Source organism: Paraburkholderia terricola (assembly GCF_900142195.1).
Classification (GTDB): Bacteria; Pseudomonadota; Gammaproteobacteria; order Burkholderiales; family Burkholderiaceae; genus Paraburkholderia; species Paraburkholderia terricola.
The window spans coordinates 33,576-50,940 of the sequence record NZ_FRAB01000038.1 but is presented as its reverse complement, the minus strand read 5'-3'; the positions used below and the strand labels follow the sequence as shown (position 1 = coordinate 50,940).

16 protein-coding genes are annotated in these 17,365 nt (G+C 66.4%); 5 read left to right on the top strand and 11 right to left on the bottom strand.

What is annotated here, in order from left to right; translation table 11 throughout:
• Nucleotides 1-38: 38 nt before the first annotated feature.
• The gene (locus BUE39_RS25635) at nucleotides 39-2,087 is read right to left on the bottom strand and encodes an NAD(+) synthase (RefSeq protein ID WP_073431508.1); all 2,049 of its coding nucleotides are present in this window, start codon (nucleotides 2,085-2,087) and stop codon (nucleotides 39-41) included.
• A 155-nt stretch (nucleotides 2,088-2,242) separates the two neighbouring features.
• Nucleotides 2,243-2,770: a CinA family protein gene (locus BUE39_RS25630; RefSeq protein ID WP_073431507.1), complete on the bottom strand. Its 528-nt coding sequence runs from the start codon at nucleotides 2,768-2,770 to the stop codon at nucleotides 2,243-2,245.
• A 275-nt stretch (nucleotides 2,771-3,045) separates the two neighbouring features.
• On the opposite strand from BUE39_RS25630, the gene BUE39_RS25625 reads away from it, so the two are divergent.
• Nucleotides 3,046-3,558 (top strand): GNAT family N-acetyltransferase, encoded by a 513-nt coding sequence (locus tag BUE39_RS25625; protein ID WP_073431506.1) that lies wholly within the window; start codon nucleotides 3,046-3,048, stop codon nucleotides 3,556-3,558.
• 52 nt (nucleotides 3,559-3,610) lie between these two features.
• Here BUE39_RS25625 and BUE39_RS25620 read toward each other — a convergent pair whose 3' ends face one another.
• The 8 genes from BUE39_RS25620 to BUE39_RS34465 form a co-directional block, all read right to left on the bottom strand.
• On the bottom strand, nucleotides 3,611-4,954 hold the full coding sequence (locus BUE39_RS25620) for a c-type cytochrome (protein WP_073431528.1): 1,344 nt from the start codon (nucleotides 4,952-4,954) through the stop codon (nucleotides 3,611-3,613).
• Between the two features lie 113 nt (nucleotides 4,955-5,067).
• Nucleotides 5,068-5,958: a cytochrome c oxidase assembly protein gene (locus tag BUE39_RS25615; protein ID WP_073431505.1), complete on the bottom strand. Its 891-nt coding sequence runs from the start codon at nucleotides 5,956-5,958 to the stop codon at nucleotides 5,068-5,070.
• Nucleotides 5,959-6,386: 428 nt separating this feature from the next.
• Entirely contained in the window at nucleotides 6,387-6,716 is a 330-nt protein-coding gene (locus BUE39_RS25605) for a hypothetical protein (RefSeq protein WP_073431503.1), read from the bottom strand.
• 12 nt (nucleotides 6,717-6,728) lie between these two features.
• Nucleotides 6,729-7,316 carry a cytochrome c oxidase subunit 3 gene (locus BUE39_RS25600; protein ID WP_235004960.1) on the bottom strand — a complete coding sequence of 196 codons (588 nt, stop codon included), beginning with the start codon at nucleotides 7,314-7,316 and terminating at the stop codon, nucleotides 6,729-6,731.
• 93 nt (nucleotides 7,317-7,409) lie between these two features.
• Nucleotides 7,410-9,359: a cytochrome c oxidase subunit I gene (gene ctaD / locus BUE39_RS25595; RefSeq protein WP_073431502.1), complete on the bottom strand. Its 1,950-nt coding sequence runs from the start codon at nucleotides 9,357-9,359 to the stop codon at nucleotides 7,410-7,412.
• Nucleotides 9,356-10,603, bottom strand: coding sequence for a cytochrome c oxidase subunit II (gene coxB, locus BUE39_RS25590; protein ID WP_235004958.1), 1,248 nt, complete (start codon nucleotides 10,601-10,603; stop codon nucleotides 9,356-9,358). Before coxB ends, ctaD begins: the two co-directional genes overlap by 4 nt.
• Nucleotides 10,604-10,666: 63 nt before the next feature.
• Nucleotides 10,667-12,349, bottom strand: a complete 1,683-nt coding sequence (locus BUE39_RS25585; RefSeq protein ID WP_073431501.1) for a hybrid sensor histidine kinase/response regulator — start codon at nucleotides 12,347-12,349, stop codon at nucleotides 10,667-10,669.
• Between the two features lie 417 nt (nucleotides 12,350-12,766).
• The gene (locus tag BUE39_RS34465) at nucleotides 12,767-13,036 is read right to left on the bottom strand and encodes a hypothetical protein (protein WP_143031988.1); all 270 of its coding nucleotides are present in this window, start codon (nucleotides 13,034-13,036) and stop codon (nucleotides 12,767-12,769) included.
• Nucleotides 13,037-13,179: 143 nt separating this feature from the next.
• On the opposite strand from BUE39_RS34465, the gene BUE39_RS25580 reads away from it, so the two are divergent.
• On the top strand, nucleotides 13,180-13,494 hold the full coding sequence (locus BUE39_RS25580; RefSeq protein WP_073431500.1) for a hypothetical protein: 315 nt from the start codon (nucleotides 13,180-13,182) through the stop codon (nucleotides 13,492-13,494).
• On the opposite strand, the gene BUE39_RS25575 is transcribed toward BUE39_RS25580, so the two are convergent.
• The gene (locus tag BUE39_RS25575; RefSeq protein ID WP_073431499.1) at nucleotides 13,484-13,870 is read right to left on the bottom strand and encodes a hypothetical protein; all 387 of its coding nucleotides are present in this window, start codon (nucleotides 13,868-13,870) and stop codon (nucleotides 13,484-13,486) included. The genes BUE39_RS25580 and BUE39_RS25575 overlap by 11 nt on opposite strands.
• Before the next feature lie 331 nt (nucleotides 13,871-14,201).
• Between BUE39_RS25575 and BUE39_RS25570 the strand changes: the two genes are divergently transcribed.
• The 3 genes from BUE39_RS25570 (at nucleotide 14,202) to BUE39_RS25560 (ending at nucleotide 17,315) form a co-directional block, all read left to right on the top strand.
• Nucleotides 14,202-14,639, top strand: a complete 438-nt coding sequence (locus BUE39_RS25570) for an Hsp20/alpha crystallin family protein (protein WP_073431498.1) — start codon at nucleotides 14,202-14,204, stop codon at nucleotides 14,637-14,639.
• 29 nt (nucleotides 14,640-14,668) lie between these two features.
• Nucleotides 14,669-15,076, top strand: coding sequence for an Hsp20/alpha crystallin family protein (locus BUE39_RS25565; RefSeq protein ID WP_073431526.1), 408 nt, complete (start codon nucleotides 14,669-14,671; stop codon nucleotides 15,074-15,076).
• 499 nt (nucleotides 15,077-15,575) lie between these two features.
• Nucleotides 15,576-17,315 carry a methanol/ethanol family PQQ-dependent dehydrogenase gene (locus BUE39_RS25560; RefSeq protein WP_073431497.1) on the top strand — a complete coding sequence of 580 codons (1,740 nt, stop codon included), beginning with the start codon at nucleotides 15,576-15,578 and terminating at the stop codon, nucleotides 17,313-17,315.
• Nucleotides 17,316-17,365: the final 50 nt, after the last annotated feature.

Here is a 17,365-nt window from a genome sequence, read left to right as displayed (position 1 = left end):
ACCGGGCATACCCCGCCCCGAACACACCATTCAAACGCTCAGTCCGGAATACGCCCGAGATCTTCCAGCCACACCGTCGCCTCGCCGTCGCTCGGCGCACGCCAGTCGCCGCGTGGCGACAGCGAGCCGCCGCTGCCGACCTTCGGCGCGTTGGGAATGCACGAGCGCTTGAACTGGCTGGTGCGGAAAAACCGCTCCGCGAAAATGGCGAGATTGCGTTTGATGTCGGCCAGGCCGTACTCGTTGCGCACCATGTTCCGCCCGGCGGGCCACACGCCGTGCTCGCGCTCGCCCCATGCGGCGAGCGCGAGAAACGCGACCTTCGACGGCGCGAAGCCGAAACGCAGGATGTGATATAGATTGAAGTCCTGCAATTCATACGGGCCGATCACGCTTTCGGTTTTCTGATCGAGCACTTTCTCGACCTTGCCGGGCACGAGCTCGGGGCTGATCTCCGTGCCGAGGATCTGTTCGAGCACACGCGAACCCGCCGCGCCGATCTGCTCCGACTCGGCCACCCAGCGCACCAGATGCGCGATCAGGGTTTTCGGCACGCTCGCGTTGACGCTGTAATGCGACATGTGATCGCCCACGCCATACGTGCACCAGCCGAGCGCGAGTTCGCTCAGATCGCCCGTGCCGATCACGATGGCCTGGTGGAAGTTGGCGAGCCGGAACAGATGGCTGGTTCGCTCGCCGGCCTGAACGTTCTCGAAGGTCACGTCGTACTGTTCCTTGCCGGATGCGAACGGGTGCCCCAGGTCCTTGAGCATTTGCAGGCAACTCGGGCGGATATCGATTTCCTCCATCGCGCATCCCACGGCCTGCATCAGGTCCTTCGCCTGCTGCAAGGTGCGGCTGCTGGTCGCGAAGCCGGGCATCGTGTAGGCGAGAATGTTCGAGCGCGGCAGCTTCAGCCGATCCATCGCCTTCGCGCAGACGAGCAGCGCCTGCGTCGAGTCGAGACCGCCCGACACGCCGATCACCACCTTCGAAATTTTCGCGGCGCCCAGCCGTTGAATCAGCGCCTGCACCTGGATGTTGTAGACCTCCGCGCAACGTTCGTCGCGATTCGCCGCGTCGGCCGGCACGTAGGGAAAACGGTTGACGGCGCGCGCGAGCGGCAAGCGTTCCGCGTCGGGCAGCGATACCGGAACCGTGACCACTTCGAACTTGCCGACTTCCTCCGCATGACGGCGCGTGGACTGTCCGAAGGTGGTTTGCCGCATGCGTTCGCGCGAGAGCCGTTCGAGATCGACGTCGCCGTAGATCACGTGAGACGTGTCCAGAAAACGTTCGGATTCAGCGAGCAATTCGCCGTTCTCGTAGATCAGCGCCTGGCCGTCCCACGCGAGATCGGTGCTCGATTCGCCACGTCCCGCGGACGAGTAGAGATACGCCGCGAGGCAGCGCGCGGATTGCTGGCCGACGAGCTGATGGCGATACCCCGACTTGCCGATCACGATGTTCGACGCCGAGAGGTTCACGAGCACGGTCGCGCCGGCCAGCGCCGCGAACGACGAGGGCGGCACCGGCACCCAGACGTCCTCGCATATCTCGACATGAAAGCGCAACAGCGGCGCGGCGGGCACGTCGAACAGCAGCGACGCGCCGAACGGCGCTTCCTGTCCGCACAACGCGATTCGCGTGCACGACGCGTTCTCGGCGGCGCTGAACTGGCGCGCCTCGTAGAACTCGCCGTAATTCGGCAGATAGCTCTTGGGCACCACGCCGCAAAGCTTGCCGCCCGCAATCACCAGCGCGCAGTTGAACAGCTTGTGCTCGACCTTGAGCGGCGCGCCGATCACGAGCACGCTGGCGATTTTCGCGGAGGCCGCGATGATTTCACCGATCGCGTCTTCGCAGGCATCGAGCAGCGCGCGCTGATGGAACAGGTCGTCGCAGGTATAGGCGGACACGCCGAGCTCGGGAAACGCCACCAGCAGCGCGCCGTGTTGCGCGGCCTCGCGGGCCAGTTCGAGCGTTTGCGCGGCGTTGAAATGCGGATCGGCGACGCGGCACACCGGCACCGCCACCGCGACGCGGGCGAAATCGTGAGTGTAGAGATTGAAGAACGATCGGCTCATGTTCTGGAACACCTTCGAGGACTGCGGGCGGAAAACAGGCACGCGCCAGGTGCGGTGCGTGCGGTGCGTGCGGTGAACAAGCGCCGGATGACGGGTCGATGCGGGCTCATCGGATGCAGCGCGCCGCGCATCGGCGCGCGTTCGGCCTGTCGCACTCAAAGCGCCGCAAGAGATCGCCCGTGCCTGACGTTCGGCAACTGGTTGAAATAATGCTCGACCCGCGAGAGGGCGTAAAGCGCGGCGCATTGGCGGATCGTGACGCGGTCGCCGTCGAATACGCGCGTTTCGCTGAACGCATACTGGCGCTCGCGCTGCTTGTAGCGCCACGCGAAGCATTGCGTGCCGGGCGCGAGATCCGAGCCGTCCGGCGGCGGCCCGGCGAGCCCCGTGTTGGCGACGACGATGTGCGCGTGGCACGCTTGCTGCGCAAGCAGGCCCGCCGCCATTTCCCGCGCGACTTCCTCGCTCGTCAGGCCGAAGCGTTCGATCGTGCGCGCTTCAACATTCAGAAAGCCGCATTTGCCCGAAGGCGAATACACCACCAGGCCGACGTCGAGACACGCGCCGCTGCCGGGCACGTCGGCGAGCAGCGAGGCGATCAGGCCGGCCGTGCAGGATTCCGCGGTGGCGATCACGAGGCCGCGCGACGCCAGAAAGCCAACCACACTGCGGGGAATATTCATTGTTCTCCGGTCCTCCACGACGCTCGATGAAGCGCTCCTTCCTCGCGTAGCAAGCGCGATACCCGCGCTTGCGCGCCACCGTCACCGTGCCTGGCGATTGCTAAAGGCGCGTTTGCGGCGGCGCGGCGCTACCGTTGTGGTGCGCTTCGGATCGCTCTACCGGCGCGCCGTTTTCCGGCCCCGGTATCGCGTCGTCCTCCCAATTGCCGCAATGCGAAGATCGGTACAGCGCTTGCTGATCTTCCTATGTACGCAACGTAAAGGAGGCGAGGTCGATGCTGTTCCCGACAATCGTTGTCAGCCGCGAGGACCCGTCCTCGACCGACGCACGCATCCTGCTCGACGAACTGAGCGCGACGCTGGCCGTGCTCACCGGCGACGGCGGGCAGAGCCGCTTTTCGGTGCGCGACGTCGCCGTGGACACCGCGCGTTTCGTCGTGGCGAGAAGCGCGTTCGGCACGCCGCTCGGCTGCGGCGCGTTCAGGCCGCTGCGGGAAGACATTGCCGAGCTCAAGCGCCTCTATGCGCGCCCCGGCGCGGACGGCGCGGGCAGCGCGATACTCGCACATCTCGAACAGGAAGCCGGGCGGCTCGGCTATGCGGCGCTGTGGCTGGGCACGCACGCGAACAATCGGCGGGCCATCGAGTTCTATGAAAAGCACGGCTTTCATCCCATTCCGCCGTTTGGGCCCTACGTCACGAGGGCGAACGTCTGCTGCTTCGAGAAACGGCTCGATGGTCAGTCCCCCGGCAATCAGCGCGAAATCAGCATGCGCGGCGCGGGATGAGAGTGCGCGGCGGCCCTCCCGAACGCCGTTCGCGGCGTCGTTCGCGCCCGTGTCATTTATGCAATTTCTCCCGCAATGTGCGCACGTCGTTGGCCGTGACCGGCTGCGCGTCGTTGCCCCAGGACGTGCGAATCCACGTGAGCACGGCGGCCATCTGCGCGTTCGTGAGATCGTGCGCGAAGCCCGGCATCGACTGGCGCGGCGGTCCGTGCAGCGTGCTCGGACTATTGCCGCCTTCCACCAGTAGACGAATCAGCGACGTGGTGTCCTCGCCGATCACCGCGGGGTTGCCCGCCAGCCGCGGAAACACCTCCGTCACGCCCATCCCCTCCGATCCGTGGCAACGCGCGCAAAACGACGTATAGACGCGCGCGCCGAGCGTTTGCGGCGGGTCGAGGCGGTTGCCGTTGCGCGTGGACGGATCGGGCCGCGCGTGCGGGTCGTAGCGTCCCGCCGGTTTTTGCGCCGGCAGGGATTTGAGGTAATGGGCGATGGCGAGCGCGTCGTCGTCGGTGAGATATTGCGTGCTGTCCTCGACCTGCTCGACCATCGAGCCGAAGGCCGCGAGCCCCGCGCCGTGGCCCGTCCTGAGAAACGCGGCCAGCTCTTGCGCGCCGATGCGGCCGAGCCCCGCGCCCGGATCGCCGGTCAGATTCGGCGCGAACCAGTGATCGTTGACGCCGCCCGTCAGCCAGTCCGACGACGATTCGTCATAGCCTTTTTCCTGGTAGCCGAGGCCGCGTGGCGTGTGGCAGGTGCCGCAGTGTCCCGCGCCTTGCGCGAGGTAGGCGCCGCGATTCCATTGCGCGTCGCGGCCGGGCTTCGGCTGATACGGCTGCGTCGGCAGGAAGGCCAGTTGCCAGAAATAGAGCGCCCAGCGCTGGTTGAACGGGAACGGCACTTTCGTCGGCTGATTGGTCTTCGCGACCGGCTGCACCGCGCGCATGAAGTACGCGTAGAGCGCTTGTACGTCGTCGTCGGTCAGTTTCGAGAACGACGGGTAGGGCATCGCCGGATAGAGCCGCTTGTTGCCTGGCGCGACCCCCTTGCGTAATGCGCGCTCGAAATCCGCGTAACTGTAGGCGCCGATGCCGTAGCGGCGCTCCGGCGTGATGTTCGTGCTGACGATGGTGCCGAAAGGCGAGGCGAGTCCGAGCCCGCCGGCGTAGGCCGCGCCGCCGACCGAGGTGTGGCAGCCGGCGCAATCGGCCGCCTTGGCGACGTATTCGCCGCGCGCGATGAGGGTGGCGTCGAGGCTATGGGCCGGTTGGCTCGACGCCGATGCCGCGAGCGAGCCGAACGTCAACGCAGACGCGATGTGCAACACGGCCAGCAATTCGATGCGCCGCTTGTTGGTCGATCTCCTGGTCGACTTCCTGGTCGACTTTTTCGTCATCTGTCGTGGTCGCGCGCGGTTCGCCGGGTTGACCTGCGCGCGAGCCATTGTGCCGCTTTCGGGCGTGGCGCCGCCGTCGCCGGCGCCGCGCTGGGGCAACGCTTCGCGCCGTTTCATGATGCGCCGTCCCGGCGCGCGGCCACGCCATTCGGAACGAGCGCGGCGGGTGCGCGCCGCATCAGCCAGCGCGCGCCCGTCACCAGCGCGGCGAGCAGATACGCGAGGCCGCCCGGCACCCACATCACGAGACCGCCCAGTTGCTGATCGAGCAGTGGATCGACGCCGAGCGCCGAGGCTGGTTCGACGTAGGCCGGATACCAGAGCCCCGGCGCGAGCGTCAGCAACGCGCCGAGCGCGCCGGTATGAACCATCGTCGTGAAGAGCGACAACATCGCGTAGCCGCTTTCATTGCGCCGGGCCGCTTCGCCGAACACGGTCCACCAGAACAGCAGCGCGCTCAGCACAAAGCTGGCGTGCTGCAGCGCATGCAGGCCGGGCGAGGCGAGCGCGGCCTCGAACAGACGCGGCATATGCCACGCCCACAGCGCCGCCGCATGCAGCAGCCAGGCGACGGCCGGCCGGCACAGCACACGCCAGATGCCGCGCCACGCTCGCGTGCGCACCGCCGCGCCGATCGCATGCCGCGAGCGCGGCGGCAACGCCCATAGCCAGAGCGCGAGCGGCCGTCCGAGGACGAGGAGCGGCGCGGCGACGATCATCAGCAGCTCGTGCTGCACCATATGCGCGGAAAACAGCGCGGCGCTCAGCGCATCGAGCGGCGACGCGAGGGCCGCCACGAGGGCGAGCCAGCCCAGGCCGAACGCCGCCAGTTGCCGGGCGCGGACGACGCGGCCTCGCCGGCCGCGCGTGCGCAAGCGCAGGTAGCCGAGGCCGTATAAGCCGAGGCTCGCGAGCAGCAAGGCGACGACCCACGGCTCGAAGGTCCAGTGCGGCACGAAGGACGGCGCGGCTCGGTCCGCGGCGCTCAGGTCATGCGCCTGCACGTAGGGACTTACGAATAGCGCAAGGGTAGCGGTAGCAGTAGGGGAAGCGGCTTTAGCAGTGGCACCAGCTTTGGCAACGGCAGAGGCAACAGCAGAGGCGACCGCAACAGCAGAGGCAACCGCAACGGCAGAGCCAACCGCAACGGCAGAGCCAACCGCAACGGCAAAGCCAACCGCAACAGCAAAGCCAACCGCAACGGCAAAGCCAACCGCAACGGCAAAGCCAACCGCAACGGCAGAGGCGACCGCGACAGCAGAGGCGACCGCAACAGCAGAGGCGACCGCAACAGCAGAGGCGACCGCAACAGCAGAGGCGACCGCAACAGCAGAGGCGACCGCAACGGCAAAGCCAACAGCAACAGCAACAGCAACAGCAACAGCAACAGCAACCCCGACGCCACCCGCGCCGCAACCCGCCAAGACGTCCATCACACGCATGCGGAAATCAGCCATTGCGGAATCCACATCGCAACCAGTGCGAGCGTCGAGACGAGACCGACGAGCGTCGCCGTGCACGCGAGCATCGCGGGCCGGGCCGGCAAGGCGACGGCGGAGGCCGGCGCGATCAGGCTCGTCTCGCGCCAGCGCCGCCAGGCGAGCAGCGTCGCGATGACCGAAAAGAGCAGCGCCGCGCCGGTCACGCCGCCGAGCGGCAGCATCGTGCGCCACGCGCAGGCGGGCGGCACCAGCGCGTAGTCGATCGAGAGCGCCGCCAGCACCGCGGAGGGCGTGCCCAGAAGCGCGAGCCAGGTTCGCATGGTCAGTCTCCATCACAGCCGCGGCGCCAGGTAGATCACCGCATAGACGGGCAGCCAGCTCAACACCACGAAATACCAGTACAACGCGTTTTCGCTGACGTCGACGAGGCGCTTGCCCTCGAACGGTCCGGTGAACAGCAGCACACCGAGCACGGCGGTGTCCACCGTGTCGGTGATCAGATGCGTGGTGTGCAGGCCCAGCAGCAGCCACACGACCGAACCATACGCATTGGTGTTCCAGCTCACGTTCAGCGCGGCGAACTCGAAACCGCGCAGCACCAGAAACACCCCCGCGAACGCGAGACAGACGGAAAGCCACAGCCGCGCGCCAACGCGATCCTCGCGTTCGGCGGCGCGCTTGGCGAGCTGATTGGGCCACATGCTCACGAGCAGCACCGCCGTGTTGACGCTGCCCCACACGAGCGCGGGCGGCACGGCGTTCAGCGGCCAGATCGCAGTGAGGCTGCGCAGATAGAAGTACATCATCGCGCCGATCGCGAACACCGTGCCTTCGATCAGCATCAGGCAGACCGTGCTCCACCACATCAGGCTGCGATGACTGAAACCGAAGCTCGGCAAGCGGCGCACGTCGAGCGTCAAGGTGTCGGGCGCATCGCGCGTGGTGTGCCGTGTCGTTGGCGTGCGCGGCGTTCATGGCGTTCATCGCACTCGCCGGCACCTTGCGAAGCTCCGTCATGGCCGCTGCTCCAGGTCGAGCGCGCGGCGGTTTTCGCCGCGATTCGGCCAGAACCAGCCGATCAGCGCGACGGCGACCGGCACCGAGCCCCACACGACCGCCCACGGCGTAAACACCGAGCCGATGAACAGCACGGTGGTGGCGACCGCGCTCACGAACGGCCAGATCGACGGCGACGGAAACAGCGGCCGCAGATCGGGGAGCGCGTCGAGCGCGGTGGTCGACAGCACTTCGCGGGCGTCGGCCGCGAGACCGCTCACATAGGCCGGCTGCGCGCCCGGCTCCCAGAGCGGATCGCGTCCGTGCACGACCGGCAGCGCATCGAAGTTATGCGGCGGCGGCGGGCTCGCCGTGCTCCATTCGAGCGTGCCGGCGCCCCACGGATCGGCGCCCGCGAGCGCGCCGCGCCGATAGCTGCGCACCACGTTGACGAGGAACACCAGCACACTCACGCCGATGGTCAATGCGCCGAGCGTCGCGCCCAGATTCAGGCCGTCCCAGCCCATGCCGTGCGGATAGGTCCACACACGGCGCGGCATGCCGTGCAGCCCGAGCACGTGCATCGGAAAGAACGCGACATTGAAGCCGATGAAGAACAGCCAGAACTGCCAGCGCCCGAGCGTTTCGTCCAGCATCCGGCCGGTCGCTTTCGGAAACCAGTAATAGAACGCGCCGAAGAGCGGAAACACCGCGCCGCCCAGCAGCACGTAATGCAGATGCGCGACCACGAAATACGTGTCGTGCACCTGCAGATCGAGCGATACGGAACCGAGCATCACGCCCGTCAGACCGCCGAGCACGAGGATGAAGAAGAACGCGAGCACGAACCACAGCGGTGTTTTCAGATTCAGGCGGCCGCGCCAGAGCGTGGCGAGCCAGCAGAAGATCTGCACGCCCGACGGTATCGCGATCATCAAGCTCGCCGCGGTAAAAAAGCTCTTGCCGAGCGCCGGAATGCTGGTGGCGAACATGTGATGCACCCAGAGCCCGAAGGCGAGAAACGCGGTGGCGATGAGCGCGAGCACCATCGCCGGATAGCCGAATACCGGACGCCGCGCGAAGGTCGCGACGATCGACGAGATGAAGCCGAGCGGCGGAATGAAGATCAGATAAACCTCGGGGTGGCCGAAGAACCAGAACAGGTGCTGCCACAACAACACGTCGCCGCCGCGCGCCGGATTGTAGAAGTGCGTGCCGACGAGGCGATCGAGTATCAGCGCGGTGCTGCCGAGCATCACGGCGGGCATCGCGAACAGCACCATGAACTGCGTGACGAGCGTCGCCCACACGAACAGCGGCATGCGGTTGAGCGACATGCCCGGCGCGCGCAGCTTGAAGATGGTCGCGATCAGCACGACGGCTTCGAGCAGCGCGGAGAGTTCGGTGAAGGTGATCATCTGCGCCCAGATGTCGACGCCCTTGCCGGTCGAGTAATCGGGACCGGCGAGCGGCACGTAGCTGAACCAGCCGGTGTTCGCGCCCGCGCCGAGCGCGAACGCGACGTACAGCGTCAGGCCGCCGAACAGGAACACCCAGTAGGCGTACGCGTTCATGCGCGGGAACGCGACGCTGCGCGCGCCGATCATCAAGGGCACGAGCCAGATGGCGACGGCCTGCATGACGGGCACGGCGAACAGGAACATCATCGTCGTGCCGTGGATCGTGAAAAGCTGGTTGTACAACTCGGGGCCGACGAGGCGATTGCCGGGTCGCGCGAGTTGCAGCCGCATGGTGAGCGCGAGCAGGCCGCCCAGCAGAAAAAACGCGAACGTGGTGACGACGAAGCGCCGCGCGACCGTCTTGTGATTGACCGCCGCGAGCGCGCCGAACCAGCCGGGACGATCGCTCCAGGTGCGCGCGAGCGCGGCGCGCACCTCGGGCGTAGCGCCGGGGCCGTCGAACAGGCGTGTTTCGGGCGTCGCCGAAGCGGATGGAAGGTCGCTCATTGCAGGGTTCCGAGCCACGCGACGAGGGCGGCCATGTCCTGTTGCGAGAACCGGCTCGCGGGCATCGACGTGCCGGGTTTCATGCTGCCGGGCGCCGCGATCCAGGCGGCCAGATTGGCGGGCGTATTGTCGAAGGTGCCGGCCGCGAGCATCGGCCGGCTCATCAGGTGCGTGAGATCCGGGCCGAGCAGGCCCGCGGCCGACGTGCCGCGCACCGTGTGGCAATTGGCGCACGCGCCGGTCGTGAAGAGTTGCTCGCCGCGTTTGTGCATGTCGGTCACGGCTTGGGGCGCGGGCTCGCGCTGATGCGCGGCCCACGCCTCGTACCGCGCGGGCGGCTCGGCCACCACCGAGAACGCCATCAACGCATGTTCGAGGCCGCAGAATTCCGCGCATTGACCGCGATAGGTGCCGGCGCGGTCCGCGCGAAATTCGATGGTCGCGTCGCGGCCGGGGATCATGTCTTTCTTGCCGTGCAGGTTCGGCACCCAGAAGGTGTGGATCACGTCGTCCGCTTTCAGCGAAATGACGACGGGGCGGCCGACGGGCACGTGCAATTCGTTGGCGACCGCGAAGGCGTCGCCGGCGCTGTCGCCGCCGTAGCGCGCTTCCCACCACCATTGATGGCCGGTCATCTCCAGATGCAGCGCATTGGCGACGGGCAGCCGCGACAGCGCGCGGTCGGTCATCACGTCGGCGAGCAGCAGGCCGAACAGCAGCACGACGGATGCGATGCTCGCGCCGGTCACCACGCGGCGTGTGCGTGCTTCGTGGCTCGACTCGTGGCCTGCCTCGGGCCTATTTTCAGGGCTCGGCTCAGGCCGCGTTTCGGACCACTCCCACGGCGTGGGTTCAAGACCCGCCTGCCGCTTGCGAGCCGACGCGCGCAGCATCGCGATCAGCAGCGCAATCAGCACGGCGGCGAACACCAGCGAGCACACCGCGAGCGTGAGATTCCACAAGTTGAAGATGTGCAAGGCCTGCACGCCGGCGGGACGCAGCGCATTCTGAGCCGGCTCGCCATTGGCGTGGGGCGGGAGAAAGGCGGCGCAAAGCAGCGCGGCGAACCGCAAACCCGAACGGACGAGCCGCGGCTTCCGTGCAAGCGCGCAAACGAGCGCGACGAACCACGAACCCCGGCGGACAAGCCGCCGCTGCCGTAGAGGACGCCATTGCTCGATGGTGCATGCGTTGCGGGTTTTCATCGCGCCGGGGGACTGGATCGTGTGCCCGAGCGCCAGCAATTACCGTTCCCCAGCCGGGGCGCGGCGGTTTATCCGCACTGAACGCGCAATGAACGCGCGCCGCTAGACGATCCCCTGAACCCGCCCCTCGGTGCGGTTCTCCAGAATGTGCTGAAGCTTTTCCAGCGACAGCGGCTTGGTGAGGTGGTAATCGAAACCGGCCGCCAGCGCGCGCGATTTGTTGGACTCCGACGCGTAGCCCGTCAACGCGACGAGCGTCACGTCGTCGAGGCGCGGGTCGGCGCGAACCGCGCGCGCCACGTCGAAACCGTCCATGTCCGGCATGCCCACGTCGATGATCGCGACTTCGGGATGCGTCTCGCCGATCAGGCGCACCGCATCGTGTCCATTGTCCGTCGCGCTCACGTGGTGGCCTTCCAGTTCGAGCAGGACGCTGAGCACTTCCAGCGCGTCGCGGTTGTCGTCGGCGAGCAGCAGGCGGGTGGGGCGCACCTGGGGCATCGTCATGGCGGGCTTCTGGGCCGGCGCGCTGCGCAGGATCGGCAGGCGCACCGTGACGAGCGTGCCCGCGCCGGCCGCTCCGCTTTGAATCGCAATGCTGCCGTGGTGCAGTTCCACCAGACGTTTCGCCACCGCGAGCCCGATGCCGAGGCCGCCCTCGGAGCGGGCGCTGCCGCACGTCGACTGCGCGAACAGCTCGAACATGTACGGCTGGATCGACGGATCGATGCCGATGCCGTTGTCCCTGACCTCGATCACGACGCACCCCGGCTCGCCGGAACCGGCGGCATGCTCGGTACGAACCGACAGTTCGATCTTGCCGCCCGCCGGCGTGTACTTGGCGGCGTTCAGCAGCAGATTGCCCAATACCTGGCTCAGCCGCACATGATCCGCGCGCACGTGAACCGGCGCTTCGAGGCCGCTCAGTTTCAGCGTATGCCTGCGCGATTCGAGATGATGCTTGACCGCGCTGACCGCGTCGAACGTGATCTCGTTGAGCGACGTATCGCTCAGCTTGATGGCGAGCTTGCCGTGCTTGAGCCGCGCCGCATCCAGCAGATCGTCGACCAGCGTGCGCAGATGCTTCATCTGGCGTTGCGCGATGGTCAATACGGCGTCGGCTTTTTCGTTCGCGGCGCACAGGCGCTTCGCGGCCGAGATCGCGCCGTCGATCGGCGCGAGCGGATTTCTCAGTTCGTGTCCGAGCATGGCAATGAACTCGTTGTGTCGGCGATCGCTCTCGGCGCCGTCGTCGCGCACGTTCGCCATCGTCAGCGCGGCGCCCGCGACGATGGCGAGGCTCGACAGCACGCGGGCGTGCTCGCCGTCGAAGCGGCAGGCCGCGTCGTGAGACATCGCCCAGATCGCGCCGAGCTGACCGCTGTCCGACGGAATCGGAACGACGATGCCTTCATGCACGTCGATGCCCGCGAACCGCAGACACCCGAACTGTTCCTCGGGCCGCACGAAGAGCCGCGGGCGGCCGGCGTCGAGCGTCACGCCGCACGGGCACTCGTTCCACGCGGTGCTTTTGCCTTGCAGGCCCGCGCACGATCCGGCCACGGCGAGCCAGCGGAACGAGCGGTTGTGGGGCGGCCCTTCCAGCAGGCTGATGCCCGCGCTGCCCGCATTGCACAATGCCAGCGCTTCGTTCGCGATCGCTTGCAGCAGCGCGTCGCGCGAGCCGGTTTGAGCGCGCGCGAGACGGAGGAGGGCAAGGTTTTCCCTGGCGTGGTCGGCCGCCCTGGCCGGGCGCCGCGCCAATTCATCGGCATCGTCGTGCATGCGATTATCCAAACGGTCGGGGAACTGGCGGCGAGCGGGCAGACGGACTTCGTTGACCGCCTCCACAAATCAATATAGCTGAAGCGGTGAAAAATTCCGGGGGTTTCGTGCGCGAGCGCACAGGGTGAACGAGGGGCTGTCGTTGCCGACGAAATGATGTCGCGTAGAGCGCGCGAGCAGACGTCGTATGTGAAGAGGAAACCGCGGCCTGGCGCCGTTCGAAAACGGTGGGCTCTGCGTGGTCGCGGCCTTGTTGCCGGCGTGTCGATCAGCCGGCGCACGCGGGGAAGAAACTACAAGCGTGCAGGCAGGAACTGCGTCGTGTGTCACCGTTGCCGCCGTTGCCGCCGCGTGGCCGGCCCGGTCATGCGCCTCCTTCCGCATGATCTCCGCGCGGCCACGGCGGCTACGGGTTCTTCATGCTTCCTCATCCGACTCCGGGGACCCGGTTTCCGACAGATCGTCGTCCCGAACTTCGGCTTCGCGCACACTCGTGCCTTCGTCGTCGGTCTCCGACACATCGGTCTTGAACGTGCCCGGTTCGCCGGCCTCTTCATCGGGGGATGCACGCCCCGGTTGACCGGTCTCCACATCGGGCGACGCACGGCCTGGTTCATTGGGTTCAGCGGGCTCAGTGGGTTCATTGGGTTCATTGGGCTCATCGGGCTTTTGTGCTTGCGTGGCCATGATTCTCTCCTTCGAGATTGAGGGTGCCTGCGCTGCGAGCAACGATCAAGCCCGCCTTTGCGGCGGCGCGGCGCGCGGCTTGGCGCACCGGGCATGGGCAATGCGGCCTTGTCGTCAAAAGGCCCACGAGGCAGGAGGTTCACATGCGAGTACAGACGATAGCCATTGCGAACCTGCTGGTGACCTCGACTGCCGTGCCCGATTCCGACGGCGGTTTTCTATGGGCCGTGTTCGTCACGGAAAGGAATCCGGAACACCGGTCGATTCTCGAACGGAGAGGAACCTGTGGACATGTGCCGAGAGGCGATGCGCTCGACATCGCGGCGCGCATGGCTCGCGAGATCGCCATCGGCCTGGCCGTGCTGGCCGACGATGCGCTCGCGTCCAGAACAGCCGGCGGCGTGGCGCCGCTCGCCCGCTCTGCGGCACCGCCGCCGGCCACCGCGCTCACTGAATAGGCGGCACGGTGCCGGTCTTCTGCGCGAGCAGGCGTTCATAGACGCCGAAGCGCAGTTCCACCTCCTGCTCGCTCAACCGTTCGATGCTCAACGTGACCTTGTCGGCCGGCAGGCCGAAGACCGTGGAGAGCGCGACTTCGATCGGCGCGGCGCTCGCCAGATCCTGCTCGACGGTGGTGGCGACCGTGATCTCGAAGCTGCCGTCCTCGTCTCTCAGCAGAACCTCGACGAGCCGGGCGCGCGCGCTCATGTTGTTCTCGATCGCCAGCTTCGCGACTTCGGCGAGCGTGCGCAGCGTGGCGGTCGGAAAGCCGCGGGTCGCGCGCAGGCGAGTCCGGTGTTTGCCGAAAGTGACCCATTCCGCGTCAAAACTCATGATGCCTCCAGGGGTGAATCGGGTTGCAAGGGAATCGGGAGAGAGTGTAGGGATGGGCCAACGATTTTCAAGGGCGGCGAGGGCCGCTTTCGCTCAAAAAATTTCGCCGGGCGAGCTCTTGAAACCGCCTGGCCTCGACCTATTTTCCGGTCATCATCGTGCAGTCGCGTCTCGCGTTCGCATCCTGCGTTGCGTGAATCGCGCTGCGTGTTTAACTCGTGTTTCGACTCGTGTTTCAACTTATTTGCCGGCGGTGAGGCGGATGAACCCGGAGCGCGTTTGCCCGTTCGTCGCCTTGCCTTAATTAAGGAGCTTACGGAGGACCCAAGCCATGAGTGACTTCTTTTTTGGACTTCCCCTGTTCGACGATTTCGAGCGTCTGCAACGCCAGATGACGAACCTGCTGACCGGCGCGCCCGTCAGCATTCGCGCGGGGCGCTTCGGCGCGTTCCCGCCGATCAACCTGGGCAGCACGGACGATTCGGTGGAGATCGTCGCCTTCGCGCCGGGCATCGACCCCGCGAAACTCGAAGTGACGGTCGACAAGGGCCTGCTCACGATCAACGGTGAACGTGAAGCGGCACCCGACGCGGAGGGCGAGAGCCGCAGCTACGCGCGCGAGCGTTTCACGGGCAGTTTCCGGCGCGCCGTCGAGTTGCCGCGCGACGCCGATCCCGACAACGTGCGGGCGCGCTACGTGAACGGTTGCCTGATCGTCACCGTGGGTAAGCGCGAATCGTCGAAACCCCGCTCGATTGCGATTCAGTGAGCATTGCGATTTTCATCAAGGAGCTTGCCATGAACGACAAAACTCAAGTGACCGAGCGCGACACGAGCGCAGTCGCTCAACGCACGGGCGAGCGCTCGTCGAAGACGCCGGCCGTCGTGCCCGCGGTGGACGTGGTGGAGGACAAGCACGGCATCACGCTGTGGGCCGACTTGCCGGGCGTCACGCGAGAAAATCTCGACCTGCGCGTGGAAGGGCCGAACCTTTTCATCGAGGCCGAAGCCACCGTGCCCATGCCCGCCGAATTGCGCGTGCATCACACCGAGATGCAGCAGCCGCGTTTCGCGCGCGCGTTCACGCTGAGCGCCGACTTCGACACCGCGCAGATCGACGCCAGCCTGAAGGACGGCGTGCTCAAGCTGACGATTCCGCGCAGGGAAGAAGCGCGTCCGCGGCGCATCGACGTGAGCGTCGATTGAAGCCGGCGGCGCTAGTGCGTCGAGGCCGCCTCGTTGCGTAGTCTTAGCCGCGAGGCGGTGGGGTCCGTCGCAGGGTTTAACGCTGCGACGGACCGCCGCTCAACCGCGTCAACCGCGGCTTCTCCTTCCAACCGACACCCGATTCCCGGCCCGCCGACGCTGATCCCGCGCTGTCTTCTTCTCGCGGCCGATTCGCGGCCGATAACTGTCCTCTTTAGCAACACATCCCCCTTTTGCTTGCGCCAGCGTGCAACACCGCGAGGCACGCCGCGGCAAGCTGTCACACGATAGTCCCTGTTCCTTTTCACGCGCCGTCAAGGCTTCCCGAGACGCCGCGTCCCAATGGCATGCGACTTGCCTTGAACGGTCAGCAGCCAGTCTGCGTTCACTAGACGATGACGCCGCCCGCATGGCCTCGCGTCGAATAATTCCACAGCAATCTGCATGGGACCGGCGTCACGCTCCAAAGCGCGAACGCCGGTCCACACAGGAGACAAGGATGAAAGCACGTCCAATTTCGGCGACGCGGCCCACGGCGCTCGCGATGAGCATCGCCACGGCGATCGGTCTGATGCTCGCCTCGGCAGCGGGATCAGCGGCGGGAGCGGCCGACTATCCGCCGGTCACGTACGAGCGGTTGACGGCGGCGCAGAGCGACCCCGGCTGGCTCACGTATTACCGCACCTATAACGGCCAGGCGCATTCGCCGCTCAAGCAGATCGACACGTCCAACGTGAAGGGACTCAAGCAGGTCTGGAGCTACAAGTTTCCGGCCGATCTGCAGCAAGGTTTCGAGGCGACGCCGATCGTCAATGGCGGCTATCTCTTCGTGACCACGCCGAAAGACAACGTGTACGCATTCGATGCCGCGACCGGCAAGCAGCTCTGGAAATTCGAGCCCAAGCTCGGCGCCGAGTCGTTCAAGACCGCATGCTGCGACGTGATCAACCGCGGCGTGGCGCTGTACGGCAAGAACGTTTATGTCGCGATGCTCAACGGCGAGGTCGTCTCGCTCGACGCGCAAACCGGCGCGCTCGCCTGGCGCAAGTCGATGTTCGAGCCGGGCCTCGGCTACGCGTTCTCCCTCGCGCCGCTCGCGCTCGACGGCGCGCTGGTGGTCGGCAGCGCAGGCGGCGAATACGGCGCGCGCGGCTTCATCGCCGCGCTCGATCCCGCCGACGGCAAGGTGCTGTGGAAGCGCTTTACCGTCCCCGCAGCCGGCGAGAAGCACGCCGACACATGGCCGAAGGGCATGCAGGAGCATGGCGGCGCGCCGGCCTGGCTGACGGGCACTTACGACGCCGCATCGAAAACGCTCTACTGGGGCGTCGGCAATCCTGGGCCGTGGCTCGCCGATCTGCGTCCCGGCGACAACCTGTACTCCGACTCGCTGCTCGCGCTCGATCCGAAGAACGGCGATCTCAAATGGCACTACCAGTACACGAAAAACGATACGTGGGACTACGACGGCGTCAACACACCGGTGCTCGCCAATATCAAGTATCAGGACAAGGATTACGACGCGATCATCCACGCCGACCGCAACGGCTATTTCCATGCGATCGATCGCGGCACCGGCAAGCTGATCTACGCGAAGCCCTTCGTCAAGGCGACCTCGGTGACGGGCTATACGGAGGACGGCGCGCCGATCCAGGACAAGTCGAAGTATCCGAAGGCCGGCACGACGATCGAAACCTGCCCGAGTTTCCTCGGCGGCAAGAACTGGTGGTCGGTGTCATACGATCCGCAAAAGCACATCGCGATCGTGCCCGCGCTGCATGCGTGCATGTCGCTGTCCGGCAAGTCGGTCAATTACATGGAGGGGCTGCCGTATCTCGGCGAGGGCTTCGAGATCAAGCCTGAGCCCGGCAGCAAGGGTTATGGCGAGTTGCAGGCCATCGACGTCGATACCGGCAAGAAGCTCTGGAGCCACTGGAGCAAGCTGCCGTGGAACGGCGGCGTGGCGACCACCGCGGGCGGCCTGGCATTTAGCGGCTCGCTCGACGGCTACCTGTATGCGTTCGACGTGACGACGGGCAAGGTGCTGTGGAAAAGCCCGAAACTCGCGAGCGGGATCATCGCGCAACCGTCGGTGTTCGAGGTCGACGGCCGCGAGTACGTCGCGATCCTCGCCGGCTATGGCGGCGCCAATCCGATCTGGGGCGGCCCGATGTCCAAGGCGGCGGACAAGGTGCCACGCGGCGGCACGCTGTACGTGTTCGCGCTCAACAAGGGTTGAACTCCACATGGCCGCCGCGCCGGTTTGCGCCACGCAGCTTGCGTGCGCCC